Origin of the sequence: Snodgrassella sp. CS2, assembly GCF_050310315.1 — a bacterium.
GTDB classification, from domain to species: domain Bacteria; phylum Pseudomonadota; class Gammaproteobacteria; order Burkholderiales; family Neisseriaceae; genus Snodgrassella; species Snodgrassella alvi_E.
In genome coordinates this window covers 544,684-559,366 of sequence record NZ_JBNPBA010000001.1, presented here as the reverse complement: position 1 = coordinate 559,366, position 14,683 = coordinate 544,684, and the positions used below count along the sequence as shown (strand labels likewise).

Below are 14,683 nucleotides of genomic sequence, written 5' to 3'. Positions count from 1 at the left end.
TTGTTTATCAGTTTTACTGATTGATGAATTTGTTGTTTCCTTGCAGAAACAGACTGTGTATAACTACCGGCCGTGTTTTCTAATAAATATTATTATTTGATTTATCAATTTATGCATACCATTCACACTTTAAAAAAAATGAAAGCCGCAGGCGAAAAAATCGCTATGTTAACTTGTTACGATGCCAGTTTTGCTCGTCTGATGAGTGATGCTGGTGTTGACGTACTGCTGATTGGTGATTCCTTGGGTATGGCAGTGCAGGGACAAGCTTCAACTATTCCGGTTAGTGTTGACGATATTTGTTATCACACTGCGGCTGTGGCGCGAGGCAATCAGCAGGCACTGATACTGGCAGATCTGCCATTTGGTGCTTATCAGCAAAGTAAAGAGCAGGCTTTTGCGGCAGCTGTTCGGCTGATGGTGGCCGGAGCACACATGGTAAAGTTGGAAGGTGGAGAATGGATCGCTGAAACTACGCATTTTTTACAGCAACGTGGTATTCCTGTGTGTGCACATATCGGCCTGACGCCGCAATCAGTACATACGCTTGGCGGTTATAAAGTTCAGGGTCGCGGTGAAGCTGCGGCACAATTGCTAGCTGATGCTCAGGCACATGCTCAAGCCGGAGCGGATATGGTGCTGATGGAGTGTGTGCCAGTTGCTCTGGCAGCAAAAGTAACCGCATCTGTAAGCTGTCCAACCATAGGTATTGGTGCCGGTGTCGATTGTGACGGTCAGGTACTGGTGATGCATGATATGCTGGGAATTTATCCAGGCAAAACAGCAAAATTTGTGAAGAATTTCATGCACAATCAAACCAGTATTCAGGCTGCTGTCGGAGCCTATGTACAGGAAGTTAAAGCTAAGATTTTTCCTGATGCGGAACACAGTTTTACTGACTGATTGTTTGAATTAAATTTCTGTTTTTAATTGCAAATATTATATTTCTGGCGGTTTTTCCCTTTACAAACAAGGTTGTTTAAACTGATTGGTTTATTTGTATGGACTTGTTTTTTTTGCAGGATGTATATATAAATTAAATCCTTGACTAATAAAAATTATTTTGGGAGTTGCTTATGGCCTTGGCCAAGCCTTACCCTCGTGCATTGACTATAGCCGGTTCGGATTCCGGTGGTGGTGCAGGTATACAAGCGGATTTAAAAACTTTTGCCGCACTTGGTGCCTACGGTACCAGTGTCATTACTGCAATAACAGCACAAAATACTTTTGGTGTGCAAAAGGTCATGGTGGTAACACCGGATATGATTGAGGCACAATGTTCGGCTGTGATGTCGGATATCCGTATTGATGCGCTCAAAATCGGTATGCTTGCGGATATTGAAAGTATACGTGTCGTTGCAGAGTCTTTGCAGCAATTTCATCTGCCTTTTACTGTATTAGATCCGGTAATGGTAGCCACCTCTGGTTCGGCACTGTCTATAGAAAATACCGTGCAAGCTATGAAGCAAATGCTTATGCCGCTTGCCGATATACTTACTCCTAATTTGTTTGAGCTGGCGTTGCTAACCCAGAAAACGATGGCTACTTCTAGTGATGAAATGCTGGAGCAGGGGCAAATTCTGCTGGATGAAGGTTGTCAGGCTGTTCTGGTCAAAGGCGGGCATCTCAGTGAAGATGAAGAAGCCATAGACTGGTTACTGGAAAAGGATTGCGAACCAGTTTGCTTTAAGAGTCTGCGTATTAAAACATCTCATACACATGGCACTGGATGTACGCTTTCAGCAGCAATTGCCGCTTTACGTCCACAGCATGAAACTTTAGCTAATACAGTAGCTGTGGCTAAATGCTATGTGCACGGCGCCATTGAGGCTGGACAGCATTGGCATTTAGGACACGGTTATGGTCCTCTGGCTCATTTCTGGCGTTTCAAGCATGATTAGTGGTTGTATCTGTATGCTAAAATTGGCTGCATGAGTGAGTATCAGGGTAAAGCAGAAATTATCCTAATCGTATAGGGGAGAACATATGCAGACATGGCATCAGGCAATTGGTGCAGAAAAACAGCAACCATATTTTCAGCATATTCTGGAAACTGTCCGTGCCGAAAGAATGGCCGGTAAAATTATTTATCCGCCTGCTCAAGATGTGTTTAATGCATTTAAGGCTACTGAGTTTGCACAGGTAAAAGTGGTGATTCTAGGGCAAGATCCTTACCATGGTCCGCAACAGGCTCATGGCCTATCTTTCTCAGTCCGGCAGGGAATTGCTATTCCACCATCTTTGGTTAATATCTACAAAGAATTAGCAGACGATATTTCTGGTTTTTGTATACCACAGCATGGTTATCTGCAACACTGGGCGGAACAAGGTGTATTGCTGCTCAATACAGTTTTAACTGTGCGCGCTGGTCAGGCACATTCTCATGCTGAGCTGGGCTGGGAAACATTTACTGACCATGTGATTGCTGCACTGAATGCAGAACGTCAGAACGTTGTTTTTATGCTTTGGGGTAGTCATGCACAAAAAAAAGGAGCGATGATAAATCGCCAAAAGCATCTGGTACTGACTGCGCCCCATCCTTCCCCTTTATCCGCCTACCGTGGTTTTTTTGGTTGTAAGCATTTTTCCAAAGCCAATGCATATCTGCAACAGCACGGTATGGCGCCAATCGATTGGCAAATTTAAGTTTACTATCCGATTCACAGATGTCAGGATTAGCTGTTATCAGGCAGATGTCTCATCTATTGCTCCGGAAAGTATCTAGTAAATCATGTTGAATCTTAATCCACAACAGCATCAGGCTATCCATTATTTGGATGGGCCGTTACTGGTACTTGCTGGTGCTGGCAGCGGTAAAACGCGTGTGATTACTGAAAAAATTGCCTATCTAATCAAGCAGGCTGGTTATCCACCGCATCAGATTGCCGCGATTACGTTTACGAATAAAGCGGCTCGTGAAATGCAAGAGCGTGTAGGGCATTTGTTGCACAAATCGCAGACCCGTGGTTTAAACATCAGCACGTTTCATTCATTGGGTATGCGTTTTCTGCGCGAAGAAGCGGCCGCAGCAGGTTATAAAAAACAGTTTTCTATTCTCGACAGTGCCGATGCGGGCAAAATTATCAGCGAGTTGCTGGGTAGCAGTGGCCGTGAAATGGTATTTAAGGCACAGCACCAAATTTCATTATGGAAAAATAGCCTGTTGTCACCAGAAACTATAATTCGGCAGGCAGATGATAGCTGGACACATCAGATAGGGCAGCTGTACGCCTCTTATCAGGATACTCTAATAAGTTATCAGGCAGTTGATTTTGATGATTTAATCCGCATACCGGTTGAGCTGCTGCAATCAGATGCAGACATCCGCTATAAGTGGCAGCTGCGCCTGCATTATCTGCTGGTGGATGAATGTCAAGATACCAATACTTGCCAGTATGCGCTAATGCGTTTGCTTACAGGGGCGGATGGAAAATTTACTGCTGTAGGTGATGATGACCAGAGCATTTATGCTTGGCGTGGTGCCAATATGGAAAATCTGCGTCTGTTGCAGCAGGATTATCCAGATTTAAAAATCATCAAGCTTGAGCAAAATTATCGTTCTACTGCGCGTATTCTGCGCGTGGCCAATCAAGTAATAGCCCATAACCCTAAGTTATTCGCCAAAACTTTATGGAGTGAATATGGGCTTGGCGATATGATTGATGTGATTGCCTGTAAAAACGAAACCCATGAGGCCGATTTGGTGGTTAGCCGCATTGCGCACCAGAAACTGGTAGGCGGAGATGCGGTGCATTATCGCGATTTTGCCATCCTGTACAGGGGTAATCATCAGGCGCGAGTATTTGAAGAAGCTTTGCGCAGCAGACGGATTCCTTACCGTCTTTCTGGTGGGCAGAGTTTTTTTGACAAGGCTGAAATTAAGGATGTGCTCGCTTATGTGCGCTTACTCGCCAACCCCGATGATGATCCGGCTTTTTTACGCGCGGTGACTACACCGCGGCGTGGAGTGGGCGAAACGACACTGGCAAAGCTGAACAATTATGCCAAAGTGGCGCAATGCAGCCTGTACGAGGCGGCGCGCAGTATGAGTGCTTTGGCAGAACTATCTGCCAAGAGCCGTGAGCCTTTACAGCAGTTTATGGCGATGCTGGCGGATTATCAAATACGCGCACGTACTGAAGCAGCTGGCAACTTGCTACACAATCTGTTGTCTGATATTGCTTATGAAGCACATCTACTCAACACAGAAGAAGGGCGTGCAGGTGAAATCAAGTGGCGTAATGTACAGGATTTGCTCGGCTGGATTAGTAAAAAAGGAGAGGAAGACGGTAGAAATATACTTGAAATAGCCCAGGCCATTGCCCTGATGACCTTGCTGGATGGTAAGGAAGACGAAGATGCGGATATGGTGAGTATGTCCACATTGCATGCTTCGAAAGGATTGGAATACCCATATGTGTTTCTGGTTGGTTGTGAAGAAGGCGTTTTTCCGCATGCAGATAGCGTGGAGGAAGGCAATATCGATGAAGAGCGCCGGCTGATGTATGTTGGTATTACCCGTGCTCGTCAGACACTCACGCTGACCCATTGTCATAAGCGCAAACGTGCCGGAACGTGGGAGTTTCATGAACCCAGCCGTTTCATAGATGAAATGCCGGCAGGTGATATACGTTTGCTTGGGCGCAAAGGTAGTGAACCCATTGTCAGTCACTCGGAAGGCAAAAGTATATTGGCCGGAATGATGGCGCGACTGGACAGTCTGCAATCCTGATGGTGCCTTAACATCAGCGGCATGTGATGTTGCTGGTTCCATGTTAAACTACATCCTGTTTGCTGCTCGTGCAGTTTATTGATTATGGAAAAAATTATGAAAATCGCCAAAAACTCTGTAGTGACGCTGGATTATGAAATGTTTGATGCAGATAACCAGCTGATAGATAAAACGGAAGAACTTATCAGCTATCTGCATGGTGGTTATGATGGTATTTTCCCGTTGGTGGAAGAACAGTTGCACGATAAAGCAGTTGGCGATGTAGTAGATGTTACATTGTCTCCGGATGATGCTTTTGGCGAGCAGGAGGAAGATCTGATTCGCATCGAACCACTGGATGTGTTTCCGGTAGAAGTAGAAGTGGGCATGATGTTCGAAGCTGACGATCCAGAAACTGGTGAAGTGATGGTATACCGTATCACCGATGTGGCTGATGGTAAAGCCGTAGTGGATGGTAATCATCCCTTAGCCGGCCAGCGCATTCGCTTTAAAGCAACTGTAAAAGACATCCGCCCAGCTACTGCAGAAGAGCTGGAACACGGCCATGTACATGGTGCCCACGACCACCATCATCACTAATACATTACATCAATACGATTGTAACTGAATCCGTATAAAGAAAAGGGAATATTCATTATGGTATGAATATTCCCTTTATTAGTATTTAATGGGTGATGCCAACAGTATTGTACGGATGAGCCATTGTTAATTATCTGAAAGTTGTCAGTTCACAGTATTTAGGTCTGGCGGTATCATGCTCACACACAACTGTTACCAATTCAACAGCAACATGACACCTGCACACATTCTCGCCACAGCCCGTCCATATTCATTGTTTCTCAGTCGTCTGCTAGATAACCATTTGCTCGACCAGAACAAACTTTTTCCATGGCTGGAAAGACGCCTGAAGTTGGAAGATTTTCACGGTTTTGCCAACTGGACACAATTGCAGGCTGGTGAAAATGAGGCAGAGTTGAAACGCCAGTTGCGCCTGCTGCGCCGCTATGTAGTTGCACATATCATGGCGCGCGATCTGGCACGGGCAAGTGATTTACAGGAAGTCACCACCACCATAACTCATCTAGCTGATTTCACCATCAATATCGCTGAACAGTATGCACATGCTTATTATGCTGGACTTTATGGCGAACCAATTGGCGCCCACAGCAATACATTTCAGCGGCTGAGTATAGTGGGCATGGGCAAGATGGGTGGATATGAACTGAATGTTTCCTCTGATATAGATTTAATTTTTGTTTTTCCGGAAGCTGGCGACACCAACGGTAAACGCCAGAAAAGCAATCAGGAATTTTTTACCAAAGTTGGCCAGAAAATCATATCGCTACTGAATGATATCACTGGCGACGGGCAGGTTTTCCGCGTAGATATGCGCTTGCGTCCAGATGGTGATGCTGGGGCATTGGTAATAAATGAAACCGCGCTGGAACAATATCTGATACAGCAAGGACGGGAATGGGAGCGCTATGCATGGACTAAGGCACGATTAGTAACCGACTATCCGAATCATATCGCTGCACTTGTACGGCCGTTTGTGTACCGTAAATATCTGGATTTCAATGCCTACGATGCCATGCGCAATCTGCATCAGCAAATTCAGCGTGAAGTGACCCGCAAAGGCATGGCGGACAATATCAAACTGGGTGCCGGTGGCATTCGTGAAGTGGAATTTATTGCCCAGATTTTCCAGCTGATACGTGGCGGTCAGATACGCAGCCTGCAACTAAAAGGCACACAGGAAACCCTGCATGCCTTGCAGGAACAAGGCATGCTGTCAGCAGAAAATGTTGATATCTTGCTACAGGCTTACCATTTTCTGAGAGATACCGAACACCGCTTACAATATTGGGATGATCAGCAAACGCAGATGCTGCCGGCCGGCACTGAGCAGCAACAAATGCTAGCGAAGAGTATGGGCTATGCCGATTATGAGCACTACCTTTTTGCATTGAATCAGCACCGTTGTGCTGTTAACCAGATTTTCAATGCCATTTTCACTGAGCCGGACGATAAGGCCAAAGCACAAGATCCTGATATGGTACGTGTTTGGCAGTTTGACAGTGATAGCGAAGAAAAAACTTCTTTACTAACAGCACATGGCTTTAATGCTCATAATGTAATTCAGCGTCTGCAACAACTACATCATGGCAGTCAGTACCGGCAGCTATCGTCATCTGCGCAACAGCGTTTTGATGACATGATTCCGTCTGTACTAAGCGTAGCAGCCAGATATCCGCAACCAGATACTACATTAACCCGATTGCTTGATTTTGTAGAAACCATTGCTCGGCGCAGTTCATATTTGGCCTTTATGCATGAGCATCCGGAAGCTTTAGATAAACTGGCCGGACTCATGAGTCAAAGCAGCTGGGTTGCTACATACTTACAGCGGCATCCGGTATTATTGGACGAACTGCTTAGCAATGAACTAATGCGCAAGGATACTGATTGGACAGTACATGCGCAGGAGCTGACAAATTTGTTGGATGATTGCCATGATGATGTTGAGGCGCAAATGGATGTTCTGCGCCGGTTCCAGCATGCATGGACTTTTCGTCTGGCGGTACAGGATTTAGCCGGTTTGTGGACAGTAGAAGGGTTGTCAGATCAGCTTTCTGCACTGGCAGACTTAATTATACAAAATGCACTGAATAGAGTATGGGCGCAATTACCACGACGTCACACTGAAACCCCGCATTTTGCTGTGATTGGTTATGGCAAACTGGGGGGTAAAGAATTAGGTTATACCTCAGATTTGGATTTGGTTTATGTATTTGATGATAACCATCCCGATGCTATTGATACATATACACGTCTGGCCCGCCGTCTCACCAGCTGGCTAACAGTACCAACCGGTGCAGGTACACTTTACGATATTGATTTACGGCTGCGCCCGAATGGCGATTCAGGTTTTACTGTTACCCATATACAGGCATTCGAACGCTATGAACGTGAAAGTGCATGGACTTGGGAGCATCAGGCCCTAACCCGAGCCCGCTTCATTGGTGGCGACAGCAACGTGGGCATACGTTTTGATGGGGTACGTAGCGAAATATTATGCCGCAAACGTGATATCGTCTCTTTAAGCAACGAAATCATCGCCATGCGCGAAAAAATGTTTCCTACACATCCACCCGTAGACACAAATGTAAAATATGCCCGCGGCGGAGTAGTGGATGTGGAATTTATTGTGCAGTATCTGATACTGGCACATGCGCATCAGTATCCGCAATTGCTAAACAATTACGGTAATATTGCCTTGCTCAGCATCGCTGCCGAATTGGGGCTAGTAGACAGCTGTATGGCCGAAGGCAGTCGCATGGCTTATCGGTATTATCGCCAGCAACAGCACAACACTCGTTTGCGCGACGCTGTCAACACCAACATAGACGCCACTTTGCTCTCCAATTATCAGGTTGTAAAGCAGCTTTGGACACAAGTATTTGGAGTAAAGCCAAAAGAATAATTTCATCTTTTTGCCATGGACAAGTGCAAACGTAAAATCCTTATTCCTCAGTAGCATTACTCCAATGTGCTGCTTGAAAGAAACAAAGCAGACAGCGTACAATCAAAGGCCGCACTACCTTTTCAAACTGGTCTAACGTAGTGAACCAACTGATATTTGACTTTGATGATCGCAGCTATCCCGGATTTGACAAATTTCTCGGCCATACCAACGCCGAACTGATTTATGTTTTACAGCAGCAGGCAGACCCGTTTATCTTTGTTTGGGGCGAAGCCGGTAGCGGTAAAAGCCATTTACTAAAAGCATGGGTAGCGCAGGCGCAATCGCGCGGTCTGAAAGCCGAATATGTTGACGCTGCGAGCGAAGGCCTTGGTTATTGGCTGTTTGACCTCGATTGCGTTGCTGTGGATCAGATTGAATTACTCAGCCCTGCCGAGCAGCAGCAGCTTTTTTCTTTATTCAACCACTTTCGCAATACCCGTCAGGGCAATCTGCTTTTAAGCTCAGCCATCCCCCCTCAGCAGCTTATGATTCGCGAAGATTTACGTACCCGTATGGCTTTTTGTTTGGTATATGAAATCAAACCATTAAGCGACGAAGAGAAATTTAACGCATTGGTAGGCATGGCACGGGCACGGCAAATACCGGTGGATGCTGAAGTTATCCGTTACCTGCTGGCTCACTGGCGCCGCGATTTGGACAGTCTATTGCTAATGCTCAATACCTTAAATGATTATTCACTTGCGCAGGGGCGGCGCATCACTCTTACCTTACTGCGGCAGCTACTTAAACAACAGGAACATGCATGAATCTGGCTATTTTTGACCTTGACCATACTTTGATTAATTGTGATTCGGATAACGAATGGCCGAAGTACCTGATGCAGAAAGGACTGGTCGACAAAGCGTTTGTTGACATGAAAAACAATAAATTCTATCAGGATTACCTAAATGGCTGTCTTGATATAGATGAATTCCTGCAATTCCAGCTCGCACCGCTGGCACGATTTAGCCGTACCGAACTGGACAGCATGCATAGCGAATACATGCGTGACTTTATCGTACCGCATATTTCCACCATGGCAAAAATGCTGGTACAGGGGCATCGTGATGCTGGAGATGAAATGTTGCTATTATCGGCTACCAATGAGTTTATTATCGCCCCGATTGCAAAAACATTTGGTATTCAGAATATTATCGGCGTACAGTTAGAAACAGATGCAGCAGGTAACTATACTGGACGCTACGTAGGCACACCCAGCTTTAAAGAAGGTAAGGTTATCCGTCTGCAACAATGGTTGGCACAACGAGGGCAACAACTGAGCGATTTTACCAAAGTTTATTTTTACAGCGATTCACATAACGATTTACCGCTCCTGCAACTAGTAACTGACCCAGTAGCCGTCAATCCTGATGAAAAACTAGCAAAGTATGCCCACCGCCATGGCTGGCCGATACTCAACTTCATGTAAAAGGATGCATCATGAATGTCGCAGAAAATATGCAAATTGTTGATTACAGTGACCGCTATCATTCTGCTTTTCGTGATTTGAATGCAGCGTGGATAGCTAAATATTTCGAAATGGAAGACAGTGATTATCAGCTACTGGATAATCCTAGACAAGCCATCCTCGACAAAGGCGGCCACATACTGGTGGCACTGGAAAACGGCAAACCAGTAGGCGTATGTGCCCTGATAAAGCTGCATGGTGACCCATATGATTATGAGCTAGCCAAATTAGCAGTGGCCCCAGAGGCACAGGGCAAACATATTGGCAGACATTTGATAGAGGCAATCATTGCCAAAGCCAGAGAAGAGGGCGCAAAAAAACTTTATGTAGAAAGCCATACTAGCCTGAAACCAGCCATCCATCTTTATCAGCAAGCCGGATTTAAAGAAATTACCAACCTTCATAGTACATTCAACAGAGTCAACATCCAGATGGAACTGACCCTATAAAACAATCAAACATAGGCGCAAACGCCAGTGAATTTGCTCAATAAATCCGCTGGCTTTTTCAAATGAAATTATTCTTGAATGGGCTTATGAGCATGATAATGGCTGATGACTTCAGCATGTTTCTTGATTTTCGCCAGACAACACCATAATCCACCAATCGAAGCATTCAGATTACCGGCAAATTTAACATTTCAACCATGGCTACACCAGTAATACTGCCCAGATTTTCACGTTCAATCATTAGTTTGCCTAAAGTTTGCGTTATTTCCTGAAAGATATAATCTTCAGATTCACAATACTCAATTGACAACGTCAAATCCAGCGCACTAAGTTGGCGCGCCTGTTCAGCTACAGGTAAATCGCGATTACAGATATTAGCAACCACTTGAGCGTTGAGTAAAAGCGTGACGGCAATGATATGGCTTATGAATAACATTTGGGAATAAGCAAATACCGCACAAATATTAAAATTATGCGGTTGGCTACATTAAATCCAGTCCGCTAAGACTGACTGCTAAACAAAAAGCGGTAAAATAATACCGCCTTTACTTGTTGATATGTCAATATATTTTTAGAAAAATTATGTTAGTTAATAGAATAAATTGATAAAAATTTTATTTAGCTTATACAAGCAAATATAGACACATAATCCTAAAAAAATTATTTGTCGATTGATATAGCTTGCACCTAAACCATTGTGTTGGCATTTTAAATAATTTGTTTTAAAGTGTTAAACATCAGTTTTTGCTTCCATTTAAACCCATGATTACGTTAACCCAAGGAACAATTTTAAATAACAAGCAATTATGTGATGTATTTCAATGTTCACCACAAGGGGGCATGCGTAAATCAAATCGAACTAACACATTAGTTCTGATAACCAATCATCTTGAGTCGGTCTATAAAGATGTGTGGAAAAATGACATTTTACATTACACCGGAATGGGCCAGATTGGTGATCAATCTTTAGATTTTGCTCAAAATAAAACATTAGCAAATATAGATAATAATGGCGTACAAGTACATTATTTCGAAGTGTTAGCAGAATATCAATATACTTATATTGGCGAAATGCTTAAAGCGGGAGAGCCTTATTGTACTCAACAGTTAGATGCTAAAAACCAATGGCGACAAGTATATATTTTTCCACTACGCTTGAAACAAGGTGGATTACCGGTAGAAATGGTGAATCATTTTGAGCAAGATAGATTAACCGCATTATCCAGATTTTCAGATAAAAAGCTCATAGCTAAAATTCAACGCCAAAATCAAGAAACTAAACAAACCAGTAAAATAACCGTAAAAACACCGCGCTATCGACGTAGTATGGAATTAGTGGAATATGTAAAACGCCAAGCGCGTGGTTATTGTGATTTATGTGAACAATTTGCGCCCTTTGTCAATCAAGAACAACAACCGTATTTAGAATGCCATCATGTCGTATGGCTATCACAAAATGGCCCAGATACTTTAGACAATCTGGTCGCCTTATGCCCCAATTGCCATCGAAAAATGCATATTGTACAAGATAAAAATGATATTAATAAATTAACAGAAATTGCTTTCAAGCGTTTGTTCTTATTCAACGAAAATAACTGATTCTTGGAACAATGATTGAATTAGAAATGAAGCAGGATAAAAACTATTAACTTACCAAAAGATATCCAATAAAAAATCTCTTAATTTTTATTTGCAACAGATGATCTTAAAAAAATCCATTATATTTATTCACAATTAAATTGTGAATTATGCCTTTTCCAAATTTAATTTATTTATAGAAACCCACATCCTCAAATTAAAAACATTTATTACAAGTTGCATGACAAAAAAACTGAAAAGCAATTATGGTTACAGTGTAAAAGGTGAGCGCTAATCATTTCCTTAATTGCAAAAGTTAAAATTTAGTTTTAGCTAGTATATAAATGAATAAAAATAAATGATTTAGGTTAATTTTAGATAAGTATTTGAAATAAAATTGTAATTTTAAATTTTGCTAAATTTGATCAGCTATTTGTTTTATTTACGTTTGCGAGGACCGAATCTGTTATTTATCCCGCATGGCAGTTGATTATACTGATAATAAAACGGTGCATGATTTTGTTAAATAACGCTATAATGTGAACTACTTTTATCAATGCCTATTATTTATAAATTGCTCTGATAGAAGTGACTTTTAGCGTGCTCTTTCAAGAACAGCTTATTGGTGTTGAAAAACCTAAGACTGAGAACAGATATGGATGAATTAATCAAAGAAGCAGCATTACATTTTCATGAAGAACCCCGTCCCGGTAAAATTCAGATTACGCCAACCAAGCCGCTGGCTACACAATATGATTTGTCACTGGCTTATTCACCGGGTGTGGCTGCACCATGTATGGAAATTCACCGTGATCCCTTGAATGCATATCGTTATACTGCTCGCGGTAATCTGGTGGCTGTAATTTCCAATGGTACAGCCGTGCTGGGGTTGGGCAATATTGGTGCATTAGCCGGCAAACCGGTAATGGAAGGCAAAGGGGTACTGTTCAAAAAATTTGGCGGTATTGATGTATTCGATATCGAAGTAAACGAAACTGACCCAGATAAACTAGTTGATATTATTGCTTCTCTAGAGCCCACTTTCGGTGGTATCAATCTGGAAGATATTAAAGCGCCGGAATGTTTCTATATTGAGAAAAAACTGCGTGAACGTTGCAATATTCCGGTATTCCATGACGATCAGCATGGTACTGCTATCATTACAGCAGCAGCGATTAAAAATGGTTTGGAAGTAGTAGGTAAGGACATCAGTCAGGTTAAGCTAGTCTGCTCTGGAGCTGGTGCTGCGGCTATTGCTTGTCTGGAGCTCTTGGTAGCGCTGGGTATGAAACGCGAAAACATCACTGTGTGTGATTCTAAAGGTGTAATTTACCAGAATCGCGAAGAAAACATGGTGGAATCGAAAAAACTATTTGCCATTCCTGATAATGGTCAGCGCAAGCTGGCTGATGCCGTACATGGCAAGGATATTTTCCTTGGCTTGTCCGGCCCAAATGTTCTGAGCGTAGACATGCTCAAAACCATGGCTAAAGACCCGATTATTTTGGCTATGGCCAATCCGACACCAGAAATATGGCCGCCGGAAGCCAAAGCAGCGCGGCCGGATGCTGTAATTGGTACAGGACGTTCTGATTTCCCGAATCAAGTAAACAATGTATTGTGCTTCCCGTTCATTTTCCGTGGCGCGCTGGATGTCGGCGCTACCACTATTAATGAACAGATGAAATTAGCCTGTGTGCACGCTATTGCTGAGCTGGCAAAAGCCGAGCTGAGTGACGAAGTTTCTGCAGCATATGGTAATGCCGAGCTGTCTTTTGGTCGTGAATATCTGATTCCGAAACCCTTTGACCCGCGCCTGATTGCGGTTGTTGCTCCGGCTGTTGCCAAAGCAGCGATGGATTCAGGTGTTGCAACCCGTCCGATTGCAGATATGGATGCTTATGTAGAAAAACTGAGTCAGTTTGTTTACAAATCCAGTCTGTTTATGAAACCGGTATTCTCACAGGCGAAGAAAGATGTAAAACGTGTGGTATTGTGTGAAGGTGAAGATGAGCGCGTTTTGCATGCTACCCAGCATATAGTCAATCATAAACTGGCTTACCCAATTCTTATCGGCCGTCCGGCCGTTATTGAAGCACGGGCGAAAAAGCTAGGTCTGACTATTCAGTCAGGCAAAGATTTTGAAATCGTCAATAATCAGGATGATCCGCGCTACCGTGAATATTGGCAGGCTTATTATGAGCTGCGCAAACGTCATGGCGTTACTGAAGAGATGGCACGTCGTCGCATGATTAGCAGCTCTACACTGATTGGTGCCATGATGGTACGAATGGGCAGTGCTGATGCCTTGCTTTGTGGTACAGTTGGCCGTTTCCATGACCATTTCAATATTCTGGAAGAAGTAATTGGCTATAACAATGCTGAGCAGAATGCTTGTGCAATGAATGCACTCATTATGACTTCAGGCAATATGTTCATTGCTGATACTTACGTCAATCCTGAACCTACTGCCGAGCAAATTGCTGCAAACACACTGATGTGTGTGAATGAGATCAAACGCTTCGGTATCGAACCTAAAGTAGCGCTGTTGTCTAATTCCAACTTTGGTTCACTGGAACAGCCCAGCAGCAGCAAAATGCAGGAAGCTCTGGCTCTGATTAAAGAAGCAGATCCAGAACTGAATGTTGATGGTGAAATGCAAGGTGATCTGGCTCTGGATGAAAAACTGCGTCAGAAATTAATGCCGGACTGCAAGCTTAAAGGTGCAGCCAATTTGCTGGTGATGCCTAATGTTGAGGCAGCCAACATCAGCTACAATTTGTTGCGTACTTCTTCTAATGGTGTAACCATTGGCCCGATTCTGATGGGTATGAATGAATCCGTGCATATTGTTACTCCTATGGCTTCTGTACGCCGTATTGTAAATATGGTTGCTTTGGCTGCAGTGGATGCGCAGCGTAAATAACCAC

12 protein-coding genes are annotated in these 14,683 nt (G+C 43.5%); 11 read left to right on the top strand and 1 reads right to left on the bottom strand.

Annotation, left to right across the window (positions count from 1 at the left end):
• The first annotated feature begins 111 nt into the window (after positions 1-111).
• The 9 genes from panB (at position 112) to ACQP6D_RS02600 (ending at position 10,175) form a co-directional block, all read left to right on the top strand.
• Positions 112-903: a 3-methyl-2-oxobutanoate hydroxymethyltransferase gene (gene panB, locus ACQP6D_RS02640; protein ID WP_100152715.1), complete on the top strand. Its 792-nt coding sequence runs from the start codon at positions 112-114 to the stop codon at positions 901-903.
• Between the two features lie 173 nt (positions 904-1,076).
• Complete coding sequence (gene thiD / locus ACQP6D_RS02635) at positions 1,077-1,901, top strand: bifunctional hydroxymethylpyrimidine kinase/phosphomethylpyrimidine kinase (RefSeq protein ID WP_267390041.1); 825 nt, start codon at positions 1,077-1,079, stop codon at positions 1,899-1,901.
• Between the two features lie 85 nt (positions 1,902-1,986).
• On the top strand, positions 1,987-2,646 hold the full coding sequence (ung, locus tag ACQP6D_RS02630; RefSeq protein WP_367423022.1) for a uracil-DNA glycosylase: 660 nt from the start codon (positions 1,987-1,989) through the stop codon (positions 2,644-2,646).
• Between the two features lie 85 nt (positions 2,647-2,731).
• Entirely contained in the window at positions 2,732-4,732 is a 2,001-nt protein-coding gene (locus ACQP6D_RS02625; protein WP_427857351.1) for a UvrD-helicase domain-containing protein, read from the top strand.
• Positions 4,733-4,828: 96 nt separating this feature from the next.
• Positions 4,829-5,311, top strand: coding sequence for an FKBP-type peptidyl-prolyl cis-trans isomerase (locus ACQP6D_RS02620; protein ID WP_427857350.1), 483 nt, complete (start codon positions 4,829-4,831; stop codon positions 5,309-5,311).
• A 175-nt stretch (positions 5,312-5,486) separates the two neighbouring features.
• Entirely contained in the window at positions 5,487-8,216 is a 2,730-nt protein-coding gene (gene glnE / locus ACQP6D_RS02615) for a bifunctional [glutamate--ammonia ligase]-adenylyl-L-tyrosine phosphorylase/[glutamate--ammonia-ligase] adenylyltransferase (protein ID WP_427857349.1), read from the top strand.
• Between the two features lie 140 nt (positions 8,217-8,356).
• On the top strand, positions 8,357-9,025 hold the full coding sequence (gene hda, locus ACQP6D_RS02610; RefSeq protein WP_100139895.1) for a DnaA regulatory inactivator Hda: 669 nt from the start codon (positions 8,357-8,359) through the stop codon (positions 9,023-9,025).
• Complete coding sequence (locus ACQP6D_RS02605) at positions 9,022-9,687, top strand: HAD family hydrolase (RefSeq protein ID WP_427857348.1); 666 nt, start codon at positions 9,022-9,024, stop codon at positions 9,685-9,687. Before hda ends, ACQP6D_RS02605 begins: the two co-directional genes overlap by 4 nt.
• A gap of 11 nt (positions 9,688-9,698) precedes the next feature.
• Entirely contained in the window at positions 9,699-10,175 is a 477-nt protein-coding gene (locus ACQP6D_RS02600; protein ID WP_267390045.1) for a GNAT family N-acetyltransferase, read from the top strand.
• Between the two features lie 166 nt (positions 10,176-10,341).
• Here the strand turns inward: ACQP6D_RS02600 and ACQP6D_RS02595 are convergent, their stop codons facing one another.
• The gene (locus tag ACQP6D_RS02595; RefSeq protein WP_427857347.1) at positions 10,342-10,611 is read right to left on the bottom strand and encodes a hypothetical protein; all 270 of its coding nucleotides are present in this window, start codon (positions 10,609-10,611) and stop codon (positions 10,342-10,344) included.
• Between the two features lie 326 nt (positions 10,612-10,937).
• Here ACQP6D_RS02595 and ACQP6D_RS02590 point away from each other — a divergent pair, with 326 nt between their 5' ends.
• Together ACQP6D_RS02590 and ACQP6D_RS02585 are read left to right on the top strand one after the other, a co-directional pair.
• Positions 10,938-11,774, top strand: a complete 837-nt coding sequence (locus ACQP6D_RS02590) for an HNH endonuclease (protein WP_427857346.1) — start codon at positions 10,938-10,940, stop codon at positions 11,772-11,774.
• A gap of 634 nt (positions 11,775-12,408) precedes the next feature.
• A complete protein-coding gene (locus ACQP6D_RS02585; protein ID WP_100139898.1) occupies positions 12,409-14,679 on the top strand; it encodes an NADP-dependent malic enzyme in 2,271 nt (756 codons plus the stop codon).
• Positions 14,680-14,683 lie beyond the last annotated feature (4 nt).

Bases quoted from the DNA above. Each gene is read 5' to 3' on its own strand.
- ACQP6D_RS02595 (WP_427857347.1), bottom strand. From the start codon at position 10,611: ATGTTATTCATAAGCCATATCATTGCCGTCACGCTTTTACTCAACGCT.
- ACQP6D_RS02600 (WP_267390045.1), top strand. From the start codon at position 9,699: ATGAATGTCGCAGAAAATATGCAAATTGTTGATTACAGTGACCGCTAT.
- glnE (WP_427857349.1), top strand. From the start codon at position 5,487: ATGCTCACACACAACTGTTACCAATTCAACAGCAACATGACACCTGCA.
- ung (WP_367423022.1), top strand. From the start codon at position 1,987: ATGCAGACATGGCATCAGGCAATTGGTGCAGAAAAACAGCAACCATAT.
- thiD (WP_267390041.1), top strand. From the start codon at position 1,077: ATGGCCTTGGCCAAGCCTTACCCTCGTGCATTGACTATAGCCGGTTCG.
- ACQP6D_RS02620 (WP_427857350.1), top strand. From the start codon at position 4,829: ATGAAAATCGCCAAAAACTCTGTAGTGACGCTGGATTATGAAATGTTT.
- ACQP6D_RS02585 (WP_100139898.1), top strand. From the start codon at position 12,409: ATGGATGAATTAATCAAAGAAGCAGCATTACATTTTCATGAAGAACCC.
- panB (WP_100152715.1), top strand. From the start codon at position 112: ATGCATACCATTCACACTTTAAAAAAAATGAAAGCCGCAGGCGAAAAA.
- ACQP6D_RS02605 (WP_427857348.1), top strand. From the start codon at position 9,022: ATGAATCTGGCTATTTTTGACCTTGACCATACTTTGATTAATTGTGAT.
- ACQP6D_RS02625 (WP_427857351.1), top strand. From the start codon at position 2,732: ATGTTGAATCTTAATCCACAACAGCATCAGGCTATCCATTATTTGGAT.
- ACQP6D_RS02590 (WP_427857346.1), top strand. From the start codon at position 10,938: ATGATTACGTTAACCCAAGGAACAATTTTAAATAACAAGCAATTATGT.